Origin of the sequence: Acrocarpospora sp. B8E8 (assembly GCF_039871605.1) — a bacterium.
Taxonomy (GTDB): domain Bacteria; phylum Actinomycetota; class Actinomycetes; order Streptosporangiales; family Streptosporangiaceae; genus Acrocarpospora; species Acrocarpospora macrocephala.
The window spans coordinates 1-20,842 of record NZ_JBDPLV010000054.1 but is presented as its reverse complement, the minus strand read 5'-3'; the positions used below and the strand labels follow the sequence as shown (position 1 = coordinate 20,842).

Here is a 20,842-nt window from a genome sequence, read left to right as displayed (position 1 = left end):
CTTGACGGCACAGCCCTCAGCCGATACCCCTGAGATCGCCTGGGACTGGGAATCAGGTGAACAGCCCGCCTTCAGTCCGCGCCGCGCGGCGGTTCCGGCTCTCGCCCTCAATCGTCTGGTACGCGCGGAAGATCACGTGGTTCTGGGCTGGTTCCACCGCTATCCGGCACGATTCGCCGCCGACGTCGTCACCGGCATCCTCGCCCGCGCCATCACTGTCGCCCAACGGCCGGTCATGTCGATCCTGGACCCTTTCTGCGGAACCGGAACGGTCGTGTCCGCGAGCCGTCAGCTCGGCCTGCACGCGATCGGGCTGGAACTCAGCACGCTGGGCGTCACGGTGGGGCGGTTGCGCCTGGATCCGCCGCCGGATCCATGGGAGGCCGCCGCCGTCTGCGAACGGCTGGCCCTCGTCGGTCCGGCGCGGGCCTCCCAGCTCGACGACGATCTCAGCGCTTGGCTCGGAGACGCGAACGCTCGGCTGCTGACCGCATGGAGACCGGTCGTGGCGAGTATCGAAGACCCAAGAACGAGGCGATTCGTGACCGTCGCCCTCTCGCAGTCGCTGCGTCCGTCATCCCGGTGGTTGGCCGGATCGGTGAAGGCCACCGCCGACCCAGCCCGCGAGCCCATTCCGCTCCGGCACAGCCTGCCGCGATGGGCACGCCAGCTCGCCAGAGACTGCGGCACCGAACAGGGGCAGTTCACCGATCTCCGCACCCCGGCCACGGTCATTCGCGGCGACGCGAGAGCGCTGCCCCTCGCCGATGCCAGCATCGATGCTGTGGTGACTTCTCCGCCATATTTCGTGACATATGACTACTTCGAGATTCAGCGGCTGTCGTATCTGGCCTTCGGCTGGCCGATGCCGAGGAACGATCAGGTCGGCGCGAAGTACGGACATCAGCCGATCGACGGTCCGATCGACCTGCCGCCCGCCTTTCATGCCTGGTACGAATCCGAATTCGGCGCCGAACGGACCTTCCTCGGCCGCGCCCTACGCGCTTACGCCCAGAACCTGCGTACCCATCTCGCTGAGATCTCCCGGGTGGTCGCCCCTGGTGGGCTCGTGGCGTATTCCGTGGCCAACTCCGTACGAGCCGGACGGATCTTCGATCTGGTGTCGGGGTTCGCGCAGCTTCTGGCTGAGGCGGGTTTCGTCGATGTGCATGCCGTACCCCGCGTACAGGCCGGGCGGCGGATTCTGCCGCCCGGGCGGGACCCGAAGAGCGGGCGTTTCTCCAGCGATCCACGGAAGGCCGGGGTGCGGGAGCACGTGGTCTACGGATCAGCTGCCGCGTAGGTAGGAGACGATCATCTCTCCGAGCATTCGGCGCTGCTTGGCGCGATGCTGGGGTGCGGTCATCTCGCGGCCGAACAGAGCCCCGAAGGTGTGCTGGTTGGCGACGCGGAAGACGCAGAAGGCGCTGATCATCATGTGGACGTCGATGGCGTCGGCCTCGGTGTCGAATTCGCCGCTGACGCGGCCCGCTTCCAGGATGCGGGTGATGAGGTCCAGGACCGGGGTGCCGAGGTTGGCGAGGACCTCGGATTTACGGATGTGCTCGCCTCGGTGAATGTTCTCGATGGCGACCAGTTTGATGAACTCGCGGTGGGCGTCATGGTGGTCGAAGGTGAGTTCGGCGAGGGTGCGGATGGCGGCGGTGGGGGCCAGGTGGGCCACGTCCACGGTTCGTTCGACCGTGCGGACTTCGGTGTACGCCTTTTCCAGGACCGCGATGTAGAGCTGCTGTGCTGGACGGCCAGGCGGACGGGGGCGTTGACGGCGCCGTAGCCCTGGTAGCCGCCGACGCGCTGGACGAGTTCGAAGAAGACCCGGCCGATGGTGATCGTGTAGAGGTGCAGGAATTCGCCGTGGTCGTCGCGGTCGTACATGATGCCGAGGGCGCGATGGTCGAACGGGAGGTCGTAGCGGGCGTCGAGGTCGTCGTGGTAGTTGGCGGGAATCTCCAGGAGCAGGTCGGAGGGCAGGGCGCGGGCGGTGGCGACGAGGTCGTCGCAGGCCAGGGCGATGTGCTGGGTGGGGATGCCCTGGACCTGGGTGATGTTGAGGACCAGGTCCGAGCCGCGGGACAAGATGTGGAAGCTATCCAGGCAGGTGCCCAGGTTGGGGTGGTCGGCCAGGTGCACGATGCGCCAGGCGTGCAGGTAGTCGTCGACGTGGCGCCCCCAGGCCAGGGCCTCGTACGCGATCCGGATGCCGTACTCGGCGGCCAGGGACGCCAGCGACCGTAACCGCTCGGCGGCCAGCTCGTCGGAGCCGATCGCGGCCGGGGACACGTTCGAGCAGACCAGCAGCAGATCGGCCCCGAGCTGCCGCATGAGGCGGAACTTGTGGTCGGCCCGGCGGAGATTCGCGGCCAGGAGGTCGGCCGGCATGCCTTCGAAGTCGCGGAACGGCTGGTAGAGATCGATGCTCAAGCCGAGATCGACGGCCCGCGCCCGGACCTCGGCGGGCGGCATCGGCGACGCGAGCAGATCGTTCTCGAAGATCTCAACGCCGTCGAATCCGGCGGCGGCTCTCGCGGTGAGCTTCTCCGCCAGAGTGCCGCCGACCGACACGGTCGCGATGGACGTCCGCATCTCAGGCCGTGACCAGGCTGGTGAGGTGGGCGAACATGCGCTCGGCGTCCGGTTCGCGGCCGGTGAACAGGCGGAACGCCTGCGCGGCCTGGAAGACGACCATGCCGCCGCTGCAGTCCCTGGCCACGTTCGGGGTGGCCTACGCCGCCAGGCCGGTGGGCGCGTTCATTCTCGGCCACGTCGGCGACCGCTTCGGCCGCAAGAAGATCATGGTCTTCACCCTCGTCCTGATGGGCGTCCCGACCTTCCTCATCGGCTGCCTGCCCACCCGCGACCAGATCGGCGGCCTGGCCCCCGCCCTCCTGGTCGTCCTGCGCATCCTGCAAGGCCTGTCCGCGGCCGGAGAGCAGGCCAGCGCCAACTCGATGACGCTGGAACACGCCCCCGCGAACCGCCGCGGCTACTACACCAGCTTCACCCTCAACGGCACCCAGTTCGGCCAGATCCTGGCCACTCTGGTCTTCATCCCGGTCGCCGCCCTGCCGGAGGACCAGTTACTCAGCTGGGGCTGGCGCGTCCCGTTCTGGCTGAGCGTCGCGGTCGCCATCGCCGGGTACGTCATTCGCCGCCGCGTCGAGGAAACCCCCGCCTTCACCCAGTCGGTGGCCGAGGGAACCGTCGCGAGGATGCCGCTCTCCCTGCTCTTCCGCGACCACTGGACCAGCGTGCTCCGCGTCGTCTGCGCCGCCCTCATCGCCACCGTCAGCACGATCTTCACGGTCTGGGCGCTGAACTACGCCACCAGCGACGAGATCGGCCTGGACCGCGCGACCATGCTCTGGGTCAGCAGCGCAGCCAACGGGGTCGCTCTGATCGCCATCCCGCTGTGGGCCAGGCTCTCCGACCGGATCGGCCGCAAGCCGGTCTTCCTGGTCGGTGCGATCGGCAGCCCCATCATGATCTTCGCTTACCTGGCCGCGATCAACTCGGGCAACTACCCGTTGATCTTCCTGGTCGGAATGATCACGCTCGGCGTCGTCTACAGCGCCGCCAACGGTATCTGGCCCTCCCTGTACGGCGAGATGTTCACCACCGGCGTCCGCCTCTCGGGCATGGCCATCGGCACCCAGATCGGCTTCGCGGTCGCCGGTTTCGCGGTCGCGTCGGCCGCGGGCATCGTCTCCCCGGAGGGCTGGCTGGGGCTGCAGGGGTGGGTGGGAGTCGGGATCTTCACCGCGATCCTGTGCGCCGTCAGCGTGATCGCGGTGGCTTCGGCCCGGGAGACGTACCAGATTCCGACCGAAGACCTGGGCCGCGCCTCCGTCACCGCCTCGGTCGCCTAGGGTTCCTGAAGACCCGGAGAGCCACGCGTGGACGCAGCAGCGCCGGGGTCGGGTCGAGGTATCCGGTCACGCGCCAGAAGGCGTCGGCCACGGCGATGTCGGTGGCGCCGACGCGGTGCAGTCTGGCGACGTAGCGGTTGATCAGGCGGGTGGCCAGTGGGCGGGGGCCTTTGATCTCCGGGAGTGCCAGGTCGCCGGCGGCGGAGAGTTGCCAGGCCGGGTCGATGGCCTTGGCGGCGGCCTTGTAGAAGCGGCGGGCGAGGTTGTGCTCTCCGGCCTCCAGGCAGGTACGGAGAGCTTCCGCTTGCAGGGAGGCGACCGTCATCCCCTGGCCGTAAATCGGATTGAAGCTACACAGGCCGTCCGCGAAGACGAGCAGACCTTCCGGGTACGCGCGAAGTTTCTCGTAGCGGCGGCGCAGGCTCGACGGGAAGGCGTGAACGACCGGGTCGGAGAGGCGTTCGGACTTGGCGATGACCTCGTGGAAGTCCGGCGGGGTCATCTTCTGGATGAAGGCGATGAGGGCGTCCACGTCGGTGGGCGGTTGGGTGCCCGCCATCCCCGCGACGGTGAGCAGCCAGCGGTCGCCCTCGCAGGCCATGAACGCCATCCCGCTGGGGCGGCCGGGGACAGGGCCGACGAGAATGCCCTGTTCGGGAGCGAGCGCGTCGGGTGGAGTACGCATGAAACAGCTGACATACCGGATACCGACCTGGATGCGTTCCTCGGGGGGACGGGCGTAGCCGAGCCGGGAGAGCCAGTCGAGGGAGCGGCCGGATCGGCCCAGCGCGTCGATGACGAGGTCGGCTTCGACGGTCTCCTCGGGACCGCCCCCGGCGCGGCGGGCGAAGCGTGCTCCGGTGATCCGGCCCGCCGTGGTGGTCAGGCCGGTGACATCGCATCCCTGGACGAACTCCACGCCCGGCAGCGCGGCGACCCGGCGGCGTACGGCGTGCTCGAGGGTGGGCCGGGTCGGCTGAAGCATGATGGGCCCGGGATGGCCACGGGTGAGGCGGTGGCCGGAGACGACGAAACGGATCTGCCGCGCTAACTGGGTGCGCGGGACGCCGAGCGCGCCCAGTTCGTCGGCGAGGCCGGGGAAGAACGAGCCGAGGATCTGGGAGCCGCGCGGGAGCAGGACGTGCACGTGACGCCCCTGCGGCACGCCGCGACGATCGCGGGGTTCCGCGGGGAGTTCGTCGCGTTCGAGCAGCGTCACCCGATCGAACGTCTCGCTGAGCGCTCGCGCGGCGAGCAGGCCGCCCATGCTCGCGCCGAGGACGACGGCGTGACCACGCCCCATGGCGCACCTCCTCCGGACGAATAACATGACAGCGTTATTGTGCGAGGGGCGGCAGGGGGCGTACATCCCGAAATGTGCTCTCTTAGAGGCGTGCGGCGGCGCCGTCGAGCACGAGGGCCAGCTTGCGCCGGAACCACTCGTGGGGGTCGCCGTCGATGATCTGCCGGACCACGACGGCGAAGGCGGCGGCGCCCGGATCGGCCTGCTCGGCGGCCCAGGACGCGCGGAGCCGGTCCCGGGCGGTCAGCGGATCCCCGTCGCGTACGCGGACGAGGCGCTCCCACCCGGCGTACACATCGGCGGCCAGGTCGGTGAGCGTGTCGACGACGAGCACCGCGTCGTCGTCCCCGAACCCGAACTCCGTGAGCGCCCGCGCGGTGCGGTAGAAGACCCGGGTCACGCTCGGCGGGGTCCGGGGCAGGTCGCGGATCAGGTCCGCCATCCCCGGATACGCGGCGAACACGCCCCAGACGACATCGGCCGTCTCCTCCAGGTAGGCCCGCCAATCCGCCCCCGGCCGCGGCCAGTCCGCCCGCTGGACGGCCAGATCCATCGCCGCGATCACCAGGTCGTCCCGGCTGGGCACCCGCCGGTAGAGCGAGGAGTGCCGGACCCCCAGCCGGTCGGCCACCGACGTCATGGTCAGGTCGCGGAACCCCACCGCCAGCGCGGCCTCGGCGATGTCGTCAAGACTGAAGCTGGGACGTCGTCCCGGACGAGGGCTCGGACGCGGCGTGGTCATACCGCCCATCTTCGCGCGAGATCAGCCGCCATCCGGCCGCGCGGGTGCGCTCCCGCCAGAACGCGGCATACCGGCCGCCCGCCGCCAGCAACCGATCGTGATCGCCTGTCTCGACTACCCGCCCGCCGTCCAGGACGACGATCTGATCGGCGGCCCGGACCGTGGCGAGCCGATGCGCGATCACCAGCAGCGTCCTGTCCTCGGTCAGCGCATGCAGCGCCTCGATGACGGCGGCCTCGTTGTCGGAGTCGAGCGCGGCCGTGGCCTCGTCGAGCAGCACGATGGGCGCGTCCTTGAGGATCGCCCGCGCGATGGAGACCCGCTGCCGCTCGCCGCCGGACAGCGCGGCGCCGCTCTCGCCGACCCTGGTCGCCCAGCCGTCGGGCAGCCGGTCCACGATCGTGTCCACCCTGGCCAGCGCGGCGGCCCGCCTGACCTCCTCATCGGTGGCGCCGGGACGGCCGAGCCTGATGTTCTCCTCGATCGTGTCGTCGAAGAGGTAGACGTCCTGGAAGACCAGCGACAGCCGCGACATCAGGTCCTCGGTGCCGAGGTCGCGCACGTCGTGCCCGTCCACCCGGACGGCGCCCGACCGTACGTCGAAGAAGCGGGCGATCAGCCGGGTGACGGTGGTCTTGCCGGAACCGGACGGCCCGACCAGCGCGGTCATCGTGCGCGGCGGGACGGTCAGCGAGAGGTCCTTCAGGACGAGGGTGTCGTCGTAGCCGAAATCGACGTGGTCGAGCTGGATGGCGGGGGCGTCGGGGGGCGGCTGCCGTACCGGCTGGGCGGGTTCCGGGAGGGTGGGGGTGGCGAGGATCTCGGCGAAGCGGGCCAGGTTGTTGCGGCCCATCCGGAGCGCGCCGCCCAGTTCGGCGGCCAGCAGCAGCGGCTCGGTGAAGCGGGTGGCCAGCGCGAGCAGCACGATCAGCCCGGCCGGATCCAGCGACCCGCCGAGCGTCAGGTAGGTGCCGAGCGCGATCAGCGCCGTGTAGAGGACCTGCACGGCCAGCGCGTTGAGGCCCAGCCCCGGGATCGCGCTCGTGACCGAGCGCCGCCCGGCCCGATACTGCTGGCGGAGTGCTGACTCCAGTTCGGTGTACGCCGGACCTGTCCTGCCAAAGCCCCGCAGTACGGCCTGAGCCTGGGCGAACTCCACCACCCTGCTGCCCGCCTCCGCACTGGCGGCATCCACAGAATGGTCCACGCGCTCCATCAGTCCGGCCGTGTACCGATGTGTTCCGGCCAGCACCAGGCCGCCGACCGCGACCGCCACCCCCACGATCGCCCAGGCCCGCCCCGCGTCGCCCGCTCCCAGCAGCTCGCGAGCCAGTTCCGCCACCATCACGTACGGCACCAGCCCCGCCACGGCCGCGACGACCTGTAACCCCGCCGCCGCCCAGAGCCGCCCTCGCACCGGTGCGAGCAGTTGGCCCAGCACTACAACCCCTTCTTCCCGGTCGCCCAGTACGGCTTGGTGACGACGTCCTTCCGCCGCATGCCCACCCGCTCGGCGCAGAGCAGCCCGCGCGCCTCCTGAACGCTTCGCGCGTGCCCCGCCACGTAGGCGGCGTCCGGCCGCTCAACCGCCATCTCCCGCACCCGCGCCAGCATCGCATCCCCCGGCCGTTCGCCCTCGGCCACCACCTCCAGCCTCGGCAGCAACACCCTCGCCGCCTCCGCGTCCTCCGGCGACACCTCCACCACGCCCGAAACCTTCGCCTCCGGCCCCAGCCCGACGGTCAGCGCCTCGAACAACCCCAGCGCGCTGGCGTCCCCCGCCATGAAGTGCGTCGCCCCATCCCGCACCCACGACTTGCCCCCCGGCCCCAGCACCAGCGTCTCGTCCCCCACCGTGAGGCCACGCGCCCATTGGCTTCCCGGACCCGCGCCGTACAGCTGAAAGACCACGTCGATCCACCCGTCCGCCCCATCGAACGCGGCCGGCGTGTAGTGCCGCAGCTCCCGCTCCCCCACCCGGAACTCGATCTCACACCCCGGCTGCCACGCCCTCCCCCGCAACGCCTCCCCAGCGAACCGAACCCGCACCAACCCCGCGGACAGCACCTCCACCCCCACCACCACAGCCCGCCGCCCCATCCACCGCGTCATCGGGTCAGCAATCAACGCCGGCACCGTAGGCATACACCCTCCTCAATTAGGTAAGCCTTACCTATACGCGACAGGATGTTGCAATCACCGCCCCACCGTCAAGACCACGCCGAGTTCTGGCCCACCGTCATACGGAAGGCTCCTGGACCCTGCTGCCGGAGGAGAGGAGGAACCTTCCCCAGGAGGATGGCGCGGCGGCGGAAATCGGTAACTGTGGAAGCATGGGTCGAATTCGGGGAATTCTGGTTCTTGTGGCGGTTGCCATGGTGGTCGTGGCGTGCGGGGGGCAGGCGGCGGTCGTCTCGGGGCATGGGGGGCATTCGGGGACGGCGGTGGTGCAGCAGCCGTTGCGGGACGGGGAGAGGTTCGTCACGCTGAAGATGGCGGAGGCGTATACCCCGAAGGAGCCCAATGGGGGGACCGATGATTATCGGTGCTTTCTGATTGATCCGGCGCTGGGGGAGGGGGCGCGGTTCCTTACCGGGGCGCAGTTCATACCGGAGAATTTGGCGATCGTGCATCATGCGATCTTCTTCAGGCTGAGTCCTGAGCAGGCGGCGGAGGCCAAGGCGTTGGATGCGAGCACTCCCGGTCAGGGCTGGACGTGTTTCGCGGACGCGGGCGTACGGGAAGCCGGATGGGTTTCACACTGGGCGCCCGGGACCAACGAGACCTTGCTCGATCCCAAGTACGGGCATCCGCTTCCCGGCGGAAGCCAGCTGGTCATGCAGGTGCACTACAACACCCTCGGCGGGACCGGCTCCGACCAGTCGGGAATCCGCCTGCGGGTCAGCGACAAGGCTCTCGAACCGCTCGGCACCGCGCTGTTCCCCGCCCAGGTCGAACTCCCCTGTACGGCCAAGGAATCAGGCCCACTCTGTGACCGCGCGGCAGCCGTCACCGACATCGGCCGACGCTTCGGCGAAGAATCCATGGCCACCCCCGACCACCTGACCCAAATGTGCGGCTCCCCCGCCCCCGGCCCCACCCAGCACTGCGACGTCCCCGTCGAGCAACCCGGCCACCTCCACGCCCTGGCCGGCCACATGCACCTCCTGGGCCGCTCCATCAAAGTCGAACTCAACCCCGGCACCCCAACCGCCCAAACCCTCCTGGACGTCCCCAACTACAACTTCGACGACCAGGCCCTCCGCCCCCTGAAATCCCCCGTCGAAGTCAAAGCAGGCGACACCATCCGCGTCACCTGCACCCACGACGCCTCCCTCCGCGCCCAACTCCCCCAACTCCAGAACCAACCCCCGCGCTACGTGGTCTGGGGCGAAGGCACCAGCGACGAAATGTGCCTCGGCATCGCCATCATGTCCCGCTAAGTGCCCCGAGCCGCTTCAGTTGCGGCTGAGCGTCCACGGTCCGTCCGCGTGGATGTCGACGAAGGTGTAGCCGTCCTGGTAGCGGCGGCCTGGCTCAAAATACAGTCGGGACCGGACAGTCCCCCAACTGTCCGGTCCCGACTTTCACTAAGCGGTACCGCCGAGGCGCCCTCCCCCAAAGGCGCTCTGGGCGGGTTCCCCCGCTTGGGATACGGTTCCCCTCCCGCATCCTTGTGACATATAGCCTGTGTGGTGGCTTTCCAGCCCCCTTGACCTGCTTCCACGCTACAGAACCGACTTTATGGAAGTCGTCATGAACGGGTGGATAGTTGGTCTGGATCTCAGGCCTGAGGCAGGTTGAGCTTGACCTCAGTCCCCCGCTCCAAGGACCTGCTGACCGTGCAATGCCGCTGGTGCACGCGTTCCGCGATCTCGGCGAACTTCTCCGGCGTGAGGCTTTCTGGAAGCTCGACCTCGTACGTGACCGTCACCGTGTCCAGCAGGGTGGGCTCGGCTTTGGTGGCGGTGATGGAGACGGCGAGCCGGGGCAGGCGGTGGCCGCGCTGGGCGGTGAGGGGTTCGACGGTGACGATGTTGCAGGCTCCGACGGCGATCAGCAGGAGTTCGACGGGGCTGAAGACGCCCTCGTCGGTGGCACTGCCGATTTTGAGGTGCGCGCCGCGTTCGTTGCTGGCGACGAAGCCTTCGGGGGTGCGTTCTACGTGTACTGGCGCCATACGCAGCACAGTACCCCGAGATCATTCTGAGATCTTTCGCGGAAGTCGTGAACAGGATCGGGAGCTCCCGCGTACCTCAGGGTGCAGAGCGAAGGAGACCGATGAACATCAACGAAGACCAGGCCCACCGCAGTGCCCGCTTCCCCGGGGCACATCGAGTCGAGATGGTGATGGGCACCCCGGTCGGCATAGATATCCGGACGGCGCTGCCCCAGCGGGAGCTGCGGCCGCTGCTGGACGACGCGTTCACCTGGCTGCGCTGGGTGGACGAGACCTTCGACGGGAGCGACGCGGGAAGCCAGGTGAGCCGGCTCGCGCGAGATGAGCTCTCGCTGGCGGAGTGCGCGCCGGAGCTGGCCGAGGTGCTCAAGCGCCGGAGCGAGTTGCGCGCCTCGATCGGCAAGGAGCCGGCGCCGGCCGGATACGTGAAGGGCTGGGCGGTGGAGCGGGTCTCGCGGGCGCTGGCGGCGGCGGGCGCGGTCGATCACTGCGTGAGCGCGGGCGGGAACGTGCGGGTGCGCGGTTCTGCGCGGCCGGGCGTGCCGTGGCGGATCGGGGTGCGCGATCCGGTCCGGAGCGCGCGGGAGCGGCTGCGCGGCTTGCGCGACCTCGACAGCTACGCCATGCGTACCGTCCTGTTCGCCCACGATCTGGCCGTCGCCACGCACGACGGCCGCCCGCGCGCGAGCGGGATCGCCGGGGTGACCGTGGTCGGGCCGGATCTGGCGGACGCGGGCGCGTACGCCGCCGCCCTGTACGGCATGAGCCTGGCCCGCGCCAAACACGTCGCCCGCCTGCTGGCCCTCCCCAAGGACACCCAGGCCACCCCGTACGACGTGCTGATCATCACCTCCGACGGCCAGGGCGTGACCACGCCGGGCTTCCTCGCGTACGCCCCCGAGAGCATGGCGGGGTGAGCTACACGTCCTCGCCGGCGTTCCTGAGCGCGTCCGGATGCCGCGCCAGGTAGTCGATGTAGATCGGGCGGAGGGCCTCGCCGAGTTCGCCCTCCCCAGCTCCGAGCGCGTCGCTGAGCAGCGCGGACACCCGGCTGAGATCGTTCGCGGTCTCGTCGGAGTGTCCGCTCGCGGCTTCGGCGGCCGGGATCACCTTCAGCAGCTCCCACAGGAATCCGAAGTCGCCGTGCCGGACCGCGTAGCGCACGGCGCGGTCGTGCAATTCTTTGGCGGACAGCTGCGCCAACTGGTCGACGTCCATCTCTCACCCACCCCCAATTGGACATTTCCCCCAGGATCACCACTTATGCAAACATAGTGTGACGATGTGTTCGCGCTATGACGCATCCGCATTCGCACTGCGCAAACGGGGTGCGAGCGTGGAAGGATCACAGCTGTGATTAAGGTCATCCTCAAGATCGTGGTAGTCGCCGCCTCCCTCTGGGTCGCCACTCAGGTAGTGGACGGCATCACCGTCGAGAGCAGCGACACCACCAGGCAGATCGGCACGCTCCTCGCGGTCGCGCTGATCTTCGGAATCATCAACACGCTCCTGAAACCGATCATCAAGGTCGTCGGCTGCGCGTTCTACGTGCTCACGCTCGGCCTGTTCGCGCTGGTCGTCAACGCCGGCCTGCTCTACCTGACGAGCTGGATCGCCGGGAAGATCGACCTGCCGTTCCACGTGGCCGGCTTCTGGGCGGCGTTCTGGGGCGCGATCATCATCGGCATCGTGTCCTGGCTGCTCGACCTGATCATCGGTGTCAACGACTGACCGCGTCGTCCCCCTCGACGGAACCTCACTGACCTGCGCGCAGGTCAGCGCGATCGGCACCGGCCGCGCCACGGTCTCGCTCGGCTCGACCGCCGCCGCCGACCGTTCCTGGCGCGCCGCCACGGCCCTGGCCGGACCGGTGTACGGCCGGACCACCGGCGTGGGCGCGAACAAGGACGTGGCCGGACAGCAGGGCTTGGACCTGCTGCGCAGTCACGCGGCCGGGGCTGGGCCGCTGATCGGTCCCGAGCGGGCCACAGCCATGCTGGCGGTCCGCCTCAATCAACTGCTCCGCGGCGGCTCGGGCCTCGACCCGGCTCTGCTCCCGGTCCTCGCGGACGCGATCAACGGGCGCGCGGTCCCGCCCATCCGCGAGTACGGCGCGATCGGCACCGGCGACCTGACCGCCCTGTCGACCACCGCCCTCTGCCTCCTGGGCGAAATTTCGTGGAACGGCCCGACATTTCCACTAGAGCCCACCGACGCGCTCCCGTTCATCAGCTCCAGCGCCCTCACCCTGGCCGATGCCGCCCTCGCCCTCCACGACCTGCGGAGGCTCCTGGAATCATCGATCAGAATCACCGCACGCACCTGGCAGGCCGTCCAAGCATCCACGGAACCCCTCGCCGAATCTGTCCAGAACACCCACGTCGCCGCCGAACTCCGCGCGATCCTCCCCGCCACGACGCCCCGCAGAATCCAGGACCCCTACGGCTACCGCGCCTTCCCCCAAGTCCACCAAGCCGCCTTCACCGCCCTACAAAACGCTGAAATTTCGGTCACCACCGCGATCAACTCCGCCCTGGAAAATCCCCTTATCGCCACCGAAGCCCTCCACAACGGCAACTTCCACACCGGCCCGATCGCCCTCACCCTCGACACCCTGCGCGTCGCCCTCACCCAGACCGCGTCCCTGTCCGCCGCCCGCCTCGCCACCTTGATGGAACCCGCCTACACCGGCAGGCTCCCGTTCCTGGCCGCCACCGAGGGCACCTCCGGACTGCTGATCCTGGAGTACGTCACCCAGGACGCCCTGGCCGCCCTCCGCCAGCTCGCCACCCCCGTCACGACGAGCAGCGCCGTCATCTCCCGAGGTGTCGAGGATCACGCCGGTTTCGCCACTCAGGCGGCCCGGGCTTGTCTGGCCGCGCGTGAGCCGTACGAGATCGTCCTGGCCTGCGAGCTGATCGCGGCCGACCGCGCCCTGAGCGGCCCGGAACCCGACCGGCCGATCGACATCGAGGCGGCCAGGCGACGGCTACACAGCCCCGACTGAGGTGCGATCCCGCAGGAACGGCTCCTGCGTGATCCGGCGCCTCCGGATCGTCCCGTCGGCGGCGCCGAGCACCAGCCGTACGGCGGCCTGCACGATCCCGTCCAGGTTCCAGTTGACGCTGGTCAACCCCAGGAGCTCGGACATCGGATGGTCGTCGTATCCCATCACCGACACGTCCCGCGGCACGTTCAGGTCCAGGGAGCTGGCGGCCATCAGCACGCCGTACGCGATGGAGTCGGAGAAACAGAACACGGCGCTCGGCCGCACATCGGCCGACAGCAGGGAGCGTGCCACCTCGGTGGCCGGGGCCAGGCCCTGCGGGCAGGTGAGCACCTCGATGTCGAGGCCGAGCCGCTGCGCCTCGTCGTTGACGAGCCGGTCGGCGGGCCGGTCGGGCGTGCTGGCCTGGGTGGGGGTGAGCACGGCGACCCGGTGGTGCCCCATGGCGCGCAGGTACTCCAGCGCCATGGTCACCCCGCTGTGGTTGTCGAAGACGACCTCGGCGGCGGTGCGCGCGTCCTTGAGGGCGTCGCCGATCACCACGACGGGCAGGGATTCGGCCAGGGCGGGCCAGAAGGCCGCGGCCGGGTCCACCGGCTGGACGATCAGGCCGTCCACACCGCGCAGCTGGCGGGCGAGCGTGCTCTCCCGGTCGGGGTCGCCCGCCGCGTCCAGGATCAGCGCGTAGTGGTCCTTCTCCCGCAGTGTGCGCCCGATGCCGACGGCCAGCGACTGCTGCCACAGGTCTTCGAGCGACGAGCAGAGCACGCCGATCATGCCGGTCCTGCCGCTGGCCAGGGCCCGTGCGATCGGGTCGGCCTCGTAGCCGAGCTCGGCCGCCGCCCGGCGCACCCGCCGCTGGGTCTCCTCGGAGACCTGCATGCCCCGCAGGGCGTAACTGACCGCCGCAGGTGACAGGCCGGTCGCCTTGGCCACCTCGCGGATCGTCGCCCTCTTGCGCTGAGGCATCGAATCAGCCTACGCCCGCTCCTTGACACAAATGAGGTGAAACGCTTCACTGAAGCGTATCAGTGAACCGTTTCACCTCACGAGTGTTCCGTTGTGGTGCGGATACCCTGTAATATCAGTCGGGAATAGGGGTTATCGAGGAGGGCCATGGGCGTGGACGTGCACCAGCACATCTGGCCGTCCTCGTTCGTCGCCGCGCTGCGCGCCCGCACCGCGCCCCCCTACCTGGACGGCTGGACCCTCGTCCTCGACGGCGAGCCTCCCTACCAGGTCAATCCCGACGACCACGACATCGACCTCCGGGTGAAACGCAACGCCGGGCTGGACCTCGCGCTCGTCTCCCTGTCCAGCCCGCTCGGCATCGAACACCTCCCGCCGGACGAGGCCTGGCCGCTCATCGACGCCTTCCACACCGGCGCCGCCACCCTCCCCGCGCCGTTCCAGGCCTGGGCGTCGGCTCCGGTAACCGATATCGATTCGGTACGGCTCGCGCACGCCCTCGACGCGGGCTTCGCCGGGCTCCAACTCCCGGCGACGGCGATCTCCGACCAGGCGGGGTTGGCGAACGTGGCTCCCCTGCTGGACGAACTAGCCGCCCGCGGCCTCCCCCTGTTCGTACACCCGGGCCCGGCGACGAACTGCGTTCATGGCCGAGCCTCCGGCTCGGCGGGCTTGGCCGCTCCTGATCGGCCAAGCCAGGACACCCCCGCTTGGTGGCCCGCCGTGGTCCCGTATGTCCAGCAAATGCACGCGTCCTGGTACGCGTTCCAAGCTTTCGGGCGGCCCCGCCACCCGGACCTCAAAGTCTGCTTCTCGCTGCTGGCCGGGCTCGCCCCGCTGCACTCCGAGCGGCAGATCAATCGCGGCGGCACCAGCCGCGGCCAGGTGGACTCCGGCCTCTACGTCGAGACGTCCTCCTACGGCCCGCGCGCCATCGACGCCGTCATCCGCGAGCTCGGCATCGACGTGGTCGTGAACGGATCCGACCAGCCCTATGCCGAATCGGCGTCGCTGGACTTCGGCGACGCCGCCCGCCACGCCATCCAGGTGGCCAATCCGGCCCGTCTGCTGTCCCGAAAGGAGTCGCCCTCATGAGCACGCCCACTATCCCGGTTCCTCAGACATGTCCGACTCCCCTGGACGAGCTGCCCGCGCGAGCCCTGGATCGGCGCGAACTCTCCGCGCTCGTCAACGAGCTGGCCGCCCAGCCCGAGCTGTGGGAGGAGCACCTCGGCTTCGACGGCGCGGAGGACGGGGGGCGGCACTACGCCTCTCTCTACCGGGACGCGTACGTGGATGTCTGGCTGCTCTGCTGGCGGCCCGAGGACGACACCGGCTGGCATGACCACGACATCTCCTCGGGCGCGGTCCGGGTGGTCAACGGCGCGCTGACCGAGTGCAACCCGCGGATCGGCGGCGAGCACCTGGAGACCACGGTCAGCGCGGGCGAGTCGTTCACCTTCGGCCCCGATCACATCCACCGGCTGACCGGCGCGGAGCACGGCAGCGTGTCGATTCACGCGTACTCGCCGCCGTTATGGCGTCTGGGGCAGTACTCGATCCGGGACGACGGCATGATGCGCCGCCAGTCGGTCAGCTACGCCGACGAGCTGCGCCCGCTCTGAAGAGGGTGTTTTGAGAGGCACGAGGTGCATCTCAAAACACTCTCTTCACGCAGCAGGTCGAGCAGGCTTCCTCGTCGGGGAGGGTGACCCACAGGCAGCAGGTCCGCCGCCGGTAGCCGTCCTCGTGCGGTTCGATCAGGCCGTCCACCGGGCGGCCGATCGATCGCAGCAGGTCCTCGGCCCGCTGGTAGGGGCCGGTCTCCAGGAGCGGGCCCGCGAAGGCCTCGGCGGTCGAGCCCCACAGGTTGCGCCGCCCTATCCGGGTCAGCTTGGAGATCGCCTCGATCAGCGGCTGCTGCCCGTCGAGTAACGCCTCCCTGATGGTCGCGCCGAGATCGTCGCTCACCACCGTGCCCGGGGTTCCCGCGACGGGATCCCCGGGTTCGACGGCGACCGTGATCTCGGTGGCCGCGATCGTCACTCCCGCGTCGGACGGGCGCACCATCGTGTGCTCAAGCCGCATCAACGGGACCCGCCGGTTGATCGACCACCCGAGCGCGATCGGAAAGATGTGCCAATAGGTGTAGGTCTTCCAGAACACGGCCGCCGCCACATGCCGCGGCGCGTTCCACCGCTCAGCCGTCTCATCCACGAACCCGGCCAGCGCCTGGTACGGCTCCCGCGCCAGCTCCGGGGCCGGAATCCAGCCGTCGCCCGACGAAGATTCCGCCACCAGGCCCGGTAGCACGCCGAGGATGCCGTCTTGCTCGGCCGCGGCTTTCTCCAGGGTGGCGTTGAGCTCGGCCAGCACGGGATGCTCCTTTAGGTTAGCCTTACCTAATCGTAGCCTCTTCCTTGGTGATCACGACAGGGCGGGCGGCGATCAGGCCGAAGGCCAGCTGGATCACGCAGACGGCCAGGCCGGCCACCAGGGGCCAGGTCCAGCCGCCGGTGAGCTGGTTGAGCAGGCCGATCACGAACGGGCCGAGGGCGGCCAGGAGGTAGCCGAAGGACTGGGCGATCGCCGAGAGGGCGGTCACCGAGGTGGGGTCGGGGGCGCGCAGCGTGATGATCAGGAGGGCGAGCGCGATCGAGGCGCCCTGGCCGACGCCGAGGATGATCATCCAGAGCCAGGGCAGTGTGGCCGGGGCGAGTAATACAGCGAGATATCCGGCGAGGGTGAGGACGGCCGCTGCGGCCACGTGCGGGACCTGGGAGCGGGCCCGCCCGGCGATGATCGGCACCGACAGGGTCGCGGCGATCTGGATGAGGTTGGTCAGGCTGAGCAGGTATCCGGCCTGGTCGGCGGGGAGACCGGCGTCCTGGAAGATGGTCGGCAGCCAGGCGAGCATGATGTAGAACGACATGGACTGCATGCCCATGAACGCGGTCACGAACCAGGTCACCCGGCTGCGCAGCAACCGCCGAAACGGCCGCGGACCGGTGCTCGCCACCGGAACCGGCCGCCACGCCTGCGGAATCCAGACAATCGCCGCCAACACGGCCAGCAGCGCGACCGACCCCGCGGCCACCCGCCACCCGTAGGCATCAGCCAGCGGAACCGCCAACGCCGAGGCCCCCGCCGCACCGGTGACCAGACACGAGACGTAGATCCCCGTGAACAGCCCGATCTTCTCGGGAAAATGCTGCTTGACCAGGCCCGGCATGACCACATTCATGATCGCGATAGCCGTTCCAACCAGCACAGCCCCGCCATAAAGCCCGAACAACCCATCCGAACTACGCAACACCGCACCCACGGCGAGCACCAGCAACCCCACCAGGAGCGCCCGATCCAGCCCGAACCGCGTAGAAATAAGCGGCGCGGCCGGCCCAAGCAACCCAAGACAAACCACCATCACCGTGGTGATCGCCCCACCCGCCGCCGGCCCAAGCGCGAGATCGTCCATGATCGCCCCAAGCACCGGCGACAACCCCGCCAACGCAGGCCGCAAATTCAACGCAGCCAACACAAACCCAACAACCAGAAGCAACCAGCCGGGACGCCCCATAGGCACCAAACCCTACTGCCCCGGCTGACGGACAACCCCGGCACCGTGGTTCTCCCACCCATGGGCCGGAGGCGAGGCCATCCCGTGATCAGTGGCCACGCCTCGGAACCTAGCCCGCCATTGACTGCCGACCGGCCCTAAGTCCAAGGTCAGCCGGAACTGCCGGTCAGAACGGATAGCCGGCGATGTCGCCCTGCATGGTCAGCCACTGGGTGTGGGTGAAGGCGTCGGCGTTGGCGCGGAGGCCGCCGAAGCGGGAGCCGGTGCCGGAGGCGGCGACGCCGCCGAAGGGGGCCACGGCTTCGTCGTCTACGGTTTGGTCGTTGATGTGGACGATGCCGGAGGGGATGCGTTCGGCCAGGTCGACGGCCTTCATGACGTCGCGGCTGAGGATGCCGAGGGACAGGCCGTACTCGCTGTTGCCGGCCAGGGCGGCGGCTTCGTCGGGGGTGCTGAAGGGCATGACGGGGGCGACCGGGCCGAAGACCTCGTTGGCGTACGCGGGGCTGTCGGTGGTGACTCCGGTGAGGACGGTCGGGCGGTAGAAGAGGCCCTCGTAGGTGCCGCCGGCGGCCAGGCGGGCGCCGCCGTCGACGCTGCCGGTGACCAGGGCGTGGACCTTGTCGCGCTGGCCGACGGAGATCAGTGGGCCGAGGGCGACGCGCTCGGTGGCCGGGTCGCCGACCGGGAGGTGGTCGGCCTTCTCGGCGAGGCGGGCCACGTACTCGTCGGCGATCGAGGCGTGGACCAGGTGGCGGCCGGTGGTCATGCAGATCTGGCCCTGGTGCAGGAAGGAACCCCAGGCTCCGGCGGAGGCGGCCAGGTCCAGGTCGGCGTCCTCCAGCACGATCAGCGCCGAGTTGCCGCCCAACTCCAGGTGGGCGCGCTTGAGCAGGCGTCCGCAAGCTTCGCCGACCGTGCGTCCGGCGGCGGTGGAGCCGGTGAACGAGATCACCGGCACGTCGGGGTGGGCGACCAGGGCTTCACCCGCTTCGGGTCCGCCGGGCAAGACGTGGAGCAGGCCTGCCGGGAGTCCCGCCTCCTCGAAGACCCGGGCGATGGCGACGCCGCCGCAGACGGCGGTGCGCGGGTCGGGCTTGAGTACGACGGCGTTGCCGAGCGCGAGCGCGGGGGCGACCGAGCGGGTGCCGAGGATGAGCGGGAAGTTGAACGGGGCGATCACGCCGACCACGCCGACCGGGATGCGCCGGGCCAGGCTCATCCGGCGTTTGGCGGTCGGGATGATCTCACCGATCGGGGCCGAGGCGAGCGCGGCGGCCTCGTAGCACTCCTGCGAGGCGACATGGGTTTCCACACCCGCCTTGGGCGGGATCGACCCGGCCTCCCGGATGATCCAGTGGTGGATGTCCTCGGCGTGCTGCTCGAACAGGTGGCCCGCGCGGCGGAGCACGGCGGCGCGCTCCTCGAAGTTGGTGGCCGCCCACTCTCGCTGCGCGGCCTTGGCCACGGTCACGGCCGCCGCGATGTCGTCGGCGTCCGCGATGCCGGTCCGGCCGATCTCGTGGCCGGTGGCGGGCTCGACGACGGCCGCGTCACCCGCGCGGGAGTTCGTCCAGCCGCCGCTGAAAACTTGGCCGGTCCAGATCTTGGGGTCCATGAGCGACATGTGATCCTCCACAGGTTCAGGGGTGGAATTTCGGCGTCGGAACCACAGCCACATCGAGCAGCGGAGGCTCCACAGGTTCAGGGATGGAATTCGGTGTCGGGAATTACGGCCACGTCGAGCAGCAAGGGCTCCTCCCGAGAGTGCAGCGTGGGCACGATCTCGTCCAGGGCGGCGATCAGGCCGTCGTAGCCGCTCACGCGGCGCGCCGGGCAGCCGAAGGACCTGGCGAGAGCGGCCAGGCTGACCTCGTCGAAAGCCGACCAGGGCGCCTTGCCCCGGCCGCTGCGTTCGGCGAGCCGGTCCATAGGATCCGGCGTTCGAGCCACCGGAAGGCCGAGGACAGCGCGAAGCCCAGCAGGCCGAGGAGCAGGATGCCGCTCCACATCTCGGCGATCTGGAAGCCGCGCTGGAAGAACCCCAGCACCGGCTCCGCCGTGGCCCGCAGCCGCATGGACAGCCCGATCGGCACGCCGAGCCCGACCCCGATGACGGTGGCCACCACGTATCCGGCCGCCAGCCGTCCGACGCTCGGCAGCGCGTCATCGAGCAAGCGCTGCCCTAACCAGGTTTCGGCGAAGGCCTGGGCGACCCGGAGCGGGTCCGGCATGTAGAAGTTGCCCGCCACCGCGCCGTAGGCCCACCAGGCGAGCACCAGCAGCGCAGGCAGCCCGAACACCCGCACGATCGCCCTCACCGTGTCGCTCCCCGCACGGACCGAGGCCAGGCCAGAACCCGGCGCTCCAGCATCCGGACGCCGGCGTTCACCGCGATCCCGATCAGGCCGGTCAGCACCAGCGCGTACACGGTCGGCACCGCGCCGCCGCTCTGCGCGGTCTGGATCTCCAGCCCGAGCCCGGGACTGCCGATCACCAGCTCCGCGGTGATCGCCAGGATGAACGCCACCGCCGCCGCCAGCCGCAACCCCGTCATGATGTACGGCAACGCGGTCGGCCACACCAGGTGCCGGATGACGGACCACCGGCGCAGGCCGTACGAGCGGGCGGTGTCCCTGGCCACGGTGTCCACGTCGGCGACACCGTACAGGACCTGCCAGAAGGCCGCGTAGGCGACCAGCAGCAGGGTGGAGCCGAGGGACGCGCCGAACAGCAGGGTGGCCAGCGGGATCAGCGCCACCGAGGGGATCGGCCGCAGGAACTCAATGGTCGAGTTGGACGCGGCCCGCAGCGCGGGATGACCACGCCCACCGCGACGTCGCATGGGTTCACTCCAGATGTTCGTCATACGAACGTGAGTGCTCATAGGGAACGTAGGTCGAAGGCTTGCCACCGTCAACGACAAGCGTCCTATTTGTTCGCATCATGAACATATGTCCGCTAGCGCGCTGAGAGGGAGGCGCTAATACTTGCCCCGTATATCGGTTGAGGCCGTCGTTTCCCGCCCGCGTGACCTGGCTGTACAAGCAGGGACGTCGATCTTCAGGTTGTGTAGCGCGGCGACGCCGCGCACCGCATCGTTGATCGCATCTCCTTCCCGGCGGCACTGCCGCAGGATCTGATAGTCCTTGAGCCGGGCCAGAACATGCTCGACGA

Annotated in this window: 21 protein-coding genes and 3 pseudogenes; 8 read left to right on the top strand and 16 right to left on the bottom strand. The window is 69.4% G+C overall.

Annotated elements, in window-relative coordinates:
* Nucleotide 1 precedes the first annotated feature (1 nt).
* Nucleotides 2-1,303, top strand: a complete 1,302-nt coding sequence (locus tag ABGB08_RS38155; protein ID WP_347600953.1) for a hypothetical protein — start codon at nucleotides 2-4, stop codon at nucleotides 1,301-1,303.
* Here the strand turns inward: ABGB08_RS38155 and ABGB08_RS38150 are convergent.
* The 3 genes and pseudogenes from ABGB08_RS38150 to ABGB08_RS38140 all read right to left on the bottom strand — a co-directional run bounded on the left by ABGB08_RS38150 (nucleotide 1,289) and on the right by ABGB08_RS38140 (nucleotide 2,707).
* Nucleotides 1,289-1,684 carry a hypothetical protein gene (locus ABGB08_RS38150; protein WP_347601041.1) on the bottom strand — a complete coding sequence of 132 codons (396 nt, stop codon included), beginning with the start codon at nucleotides 1,682-1,684 and terminating at the stop codon, nucleotides 1,289-1,291. The two genes, ABGB08_RS38155 and ABGB08_RS38150, sit on opposite strands and share 15 nt — an antisense overlap.
* Before the next feature lie 398 nt (nucleotides 1,685-2,082).
* A pseudogene (locus ABGB08_RS38145) lies at nucleotides 2,083-2,604 on the bottom strand (sugar phosphate isomerase/epimerase family protein); the annotation flags it as partial.
* 1 nt (nucleotide 2,605) lies between these two features.
* The gene (locus tag ABGB08_RS38140; RefSeq protein ID WP_347600951.1) at nucleotides 2,606-2,707 is read right to left on the bottom strand and encodes a hypothetical protein; all 102 of its coding nucleotides are present in this window, start codon (nucleotides 2,705-2,707) and stop codon (nucleotides 2,606-2,608) included.
* On the opposite strand from ABGB08_RS38140, the gene ABGB08_RS38135 reads away from it, so the two are divergent.
* Nucleotides 2,706-3,887 carry an MFS transporter gene (locus ABGB08_RS38135; RefSeq protein WP_347600949.1) on the top strand — a complete coding sequence of 394 codons (1,182 nt, stop codon included), beginning with the start codon at nucleotides 2,706-2,708 and terminating at the stop codon, nucleotides 3,885-3,887. The genes ABGB08_RS38140 and ABGB08_RS38135 overlap by 2 nt on opposite strands.
* Here ABGB08_RS38135 and ABGB08_RS38130 read toward each other — a convergent pair.
* The 4 genes from ABGB08_RS38130 to ABGB08_RS38115 all read right to left on the bottom strand — a co-directional run bounded on the left by ABGB08_RS38130 (nucleotide 3,868) and on the right by ABGB08_RS38115 (nucleotide 8,077).
* A complete protein-coding gene (locus ABGB08_RS38130; RefSeq protein WP_347600947.1) occupies nucleotides 3,868-5,190 on the bottom strand; it encodes an FAD-binding monooxygenase in 1,323 nt (440 codons plus the stop codon). The genes ABGB08_RS38135 and ABGB08_RS38130 overlap by 20 nt on opposite strands.
* An 82-nt stretch (nucleotides 5,191-5,272) precedes the next feature.
* Nucleotides 5,273-5,932, bottom strand: coding sequence for a TetR/AcrR family transcriptional regulator C-terminal domain-containing protein (locus ABGB08_RS38125; protein ID WP_347600946.1), 660 nt, complete (start codon nucleotides 5,930-5,932; stop codon nucleotides 5,273-5,275).
* Nucleotides 5,877-7,373 (bottom strand): ABC transporter ATP-binding protein, encoded by a 1,497-nt coding sequence (locus tag ABGB08_RS38120; RefSeq protein WP_347600944.1) that lies wholly within the window; start codon nucleotides 7,371-7,373, stop codon nucleotides 5,877-5,879. Before ABGB08_RS38120 ends, ABGB08_RS38125 begins: the two co-directional genes overlap by 56 nt.
* Nucleotides 7,373-8,077: a siderophore-interacting protein gene (locus ABGB08_RS38115; RefSeq protein ID WP_347600942.1), complete on the bottom strand. Its 705-nt coding sequence runs from the start codon at nucleotides 8,075-8,077 to the stop codon at nucleotides 7,373-7,375. The genes ABGB08_RS38120 and ABGB08_RS38115 overlap by 1 nt, the downstream gene beginning before the upstream one ends.
* 218 nt (nucleotides 8,078-8,295) lie before the next feature.
* Here ABGB08_RS38115 and ABGB08_RS38110 point away from each other — a divergent pair, with 218 nt between their 5' ends.
* Entirely contained in the window at nucleotides 8,296-9,375 is a 1,080-nt protein-coding gene (locus ABGB08_RS38110) for a monooxygenase (protein WP_347600940.1), read from the top strand.
* 341 nt (nucleotides 9,376-9,716) lie between these two features.
* Here ABGB08_RS38110 and ABGB08_RS38105 read toward each other — a convergent pair whose 3' ends face one another.
* Entirely contained in the window at nucleotides 9,717-10,112 is a 396-nt protein-coding gene (locus tag ABGB08_RS38105; RefSeq protein ID WP_347600938.1) for an OsmC family protein, read from the bottom strand.
* A gap of 101 nt (nucleotides 10,113-10,213) precedes the next feature.
* On the opposite strand from ABGB08_RS38105, the gene ABGB08_RS38100 reads away from it, so the two are divergent.
* Nucleotides 10,214-11,029, top strand: a complete 816-nt coding sequence (locus ABGB08_RS38100) for an FAD:protein FMN transferase (RefSeq protein ID WP_347600936.1) — start codon at nucleotides 10,214-10,216, stop codon at nucleotides 11,027-11,029.
* Nucleotide 11,030: 1 nt separating this feature from the next.
* On the opposite strand, the gene ABGB08_RS38095 is transcribed toward ABGB08_RS38100, so the two are convergent.
* Entirely contained in the window at nucleotides 11,031-11,330 is a 300-nt protein-coding gene (locus ABGB08_RS38095) for a hypothetical protein (protein WP_347600934.1), read from the bottom strand.
* 138 nt (nucleotides 11,331-11,468) lie between these two features.
* Here ABGB08_RS38095 and ABGB08_RS38090 point away from each other — a divergent pair, with 138 nt between their 5' ends.
* Together ABGB08_RS38090 and ABGB08_RS38085 are read left to right on the top strand one after the other, a co-directional pair.
* Entirely contained in the window at nucleotides 11,469-11,843 is a 375-nt protein-coding gene (locus ABGB08_RS38090; protein WP_347601039.1) for a phage holin family protein, read from the top strand.
* Nucleotides 11,830-13,119 carry an aromatic amino acid lyase gene (locus ABGB08_RS38085; RefSeq protein WP_347600932.1) on the top strand — a complete coding sequence of 430 codons (1,290 nt, stop codon included), beginning with the start codon at nucleotides 11,830-11,832 and terminating at the stop codon, nucleotides 13,117-13,119. The genes ABGB08_RS38090 and ABGB08_RS38085 overlap by 14 nt, the downstream gene beginning before the upstream one ends.
* Here the strand turns inward: ABGB08_RS38085 and ABGB08_RS38080 are convergent.
* On the bottom strand, nucleotides 13,102-14,088 hold the full coding sequence (locus ABGB08_RS38080; protein WP_347600930.1) for a LacI family DNA-binding transcriptional regulator: 987 nt from the start codon (nucleotides 14,086-14,088) through the stop codon (nucleotides 13,102-13,104). The two genes, ABGB08_RS38085 and ABGB08_RS38080, sit on opposite strands and share 18 nt — an antisense overlap.
* Before the next feature lie 147 nt (nucleotides 14,089-14,235).
* Between ABGB08_RS38080 and ABGB08_RS38075 the strand changes: the two genes are divergently transcribed.
* Complete coding sequence (locus ABGB08_RS38075; protein ID WP_347600928.1) at nucleotides 14,236-15,183, top strand: amidohydrolase; 948 nt, start codon at nucleotides 14,236-14,238, stop codon at nucleotides 15,181-15,183.
* Nucleotides 15,180-15,713 carry a cysteine dioxygenase family protein gene (locus ABGB08_RS38070; RefSeq protein WP_347600926.1) on the top strand — a complete coding sequence of 178 codons (534 nt, stop codon included), beginning with the start codon at nucleotides 15,180-15,182 and terminating at the stop codon, nucleotides 15,711-15,713. Before ABGB08_RS38075 ends, ABGB08_RS38070 begins: the two co-directional genes overlap by 4 nt.
* Nucleotides 15,714-15,744: 31 nt before the next feature.
* On the opposite strand, the gene ABGB08_RS38065 is transcribed toward ABGB08_RS38070, so the two are convergent.
* The 6 genes and pseudogenes from ABGB08_RS38065 to ABGB08_RS38040 all read right to left on the bottom strand — a co-directional run.
* On the bottom strand, nucleotides 15,745-16,464 hold the full coding sequence (locus tag ABGB08_RS38065; protein WP_347600924.1) for a (2Fe-2S)-binding protein: 720 nt from the start codon (nucleotides 16,462-16,464) through the stop codon (nucleotides 15,745-15,747).
* Between the two features lie 22 nt (nucleotides 16,465-16,486).
* Entirely contained in the window at nucleotides 16,487-17,665 is a 1,179-nt protein-coding gene (locus ABGB08_RS38060) for an MFS transporter (RefSeq protein WP_347600922.1), read from the bottom strand.
* A 166-nt stretch (nucleotides 17,666-17,831) separates the two neighbouring features.
* Nucleotides 17,832-19,292 carry a benzaldehyde dehydrogenase gene (locus tag ABGB08_RS38055; protein ID WP_347600920.1) on the bottom strand — a complete coding sequence of 487 codons (1,461 nt, stop codon included), beginning with the start codon at nucleotides 19,290-19,292 and terminating at the stop codon, nucleotides 17,832-17,834.
* A gap of 193 nt (nucleotides 19,293-19,485) precedes the next feature.
* Entirely contained in the window at nucleotides 19,486-19,986 is a 501-nt protein-coding gene (locus ABGB08_RS38050; protein ID WP_347600918.1) for a hypothetical protein, read from the bottom strand.
* Nucleotides 19,983-20,483 (bottom strand): annotated as a pseudogene (locus ABGB08_RS38045) (ABC transporter permease subunit); the annotation flags it as partial. The pseudogene ABGB08_RS38045 and the gene ABGB08_RS38050, both read right to left, overlap by 4 nt.
* Nucleotides 20,484-20,648: 165 nt before the next feature.
* Nucleotides 20,649-20,842, bottom strand: a pseudogene (locus ABGB08_RS38040) (hypothetical protein); the annotation flags it as partial.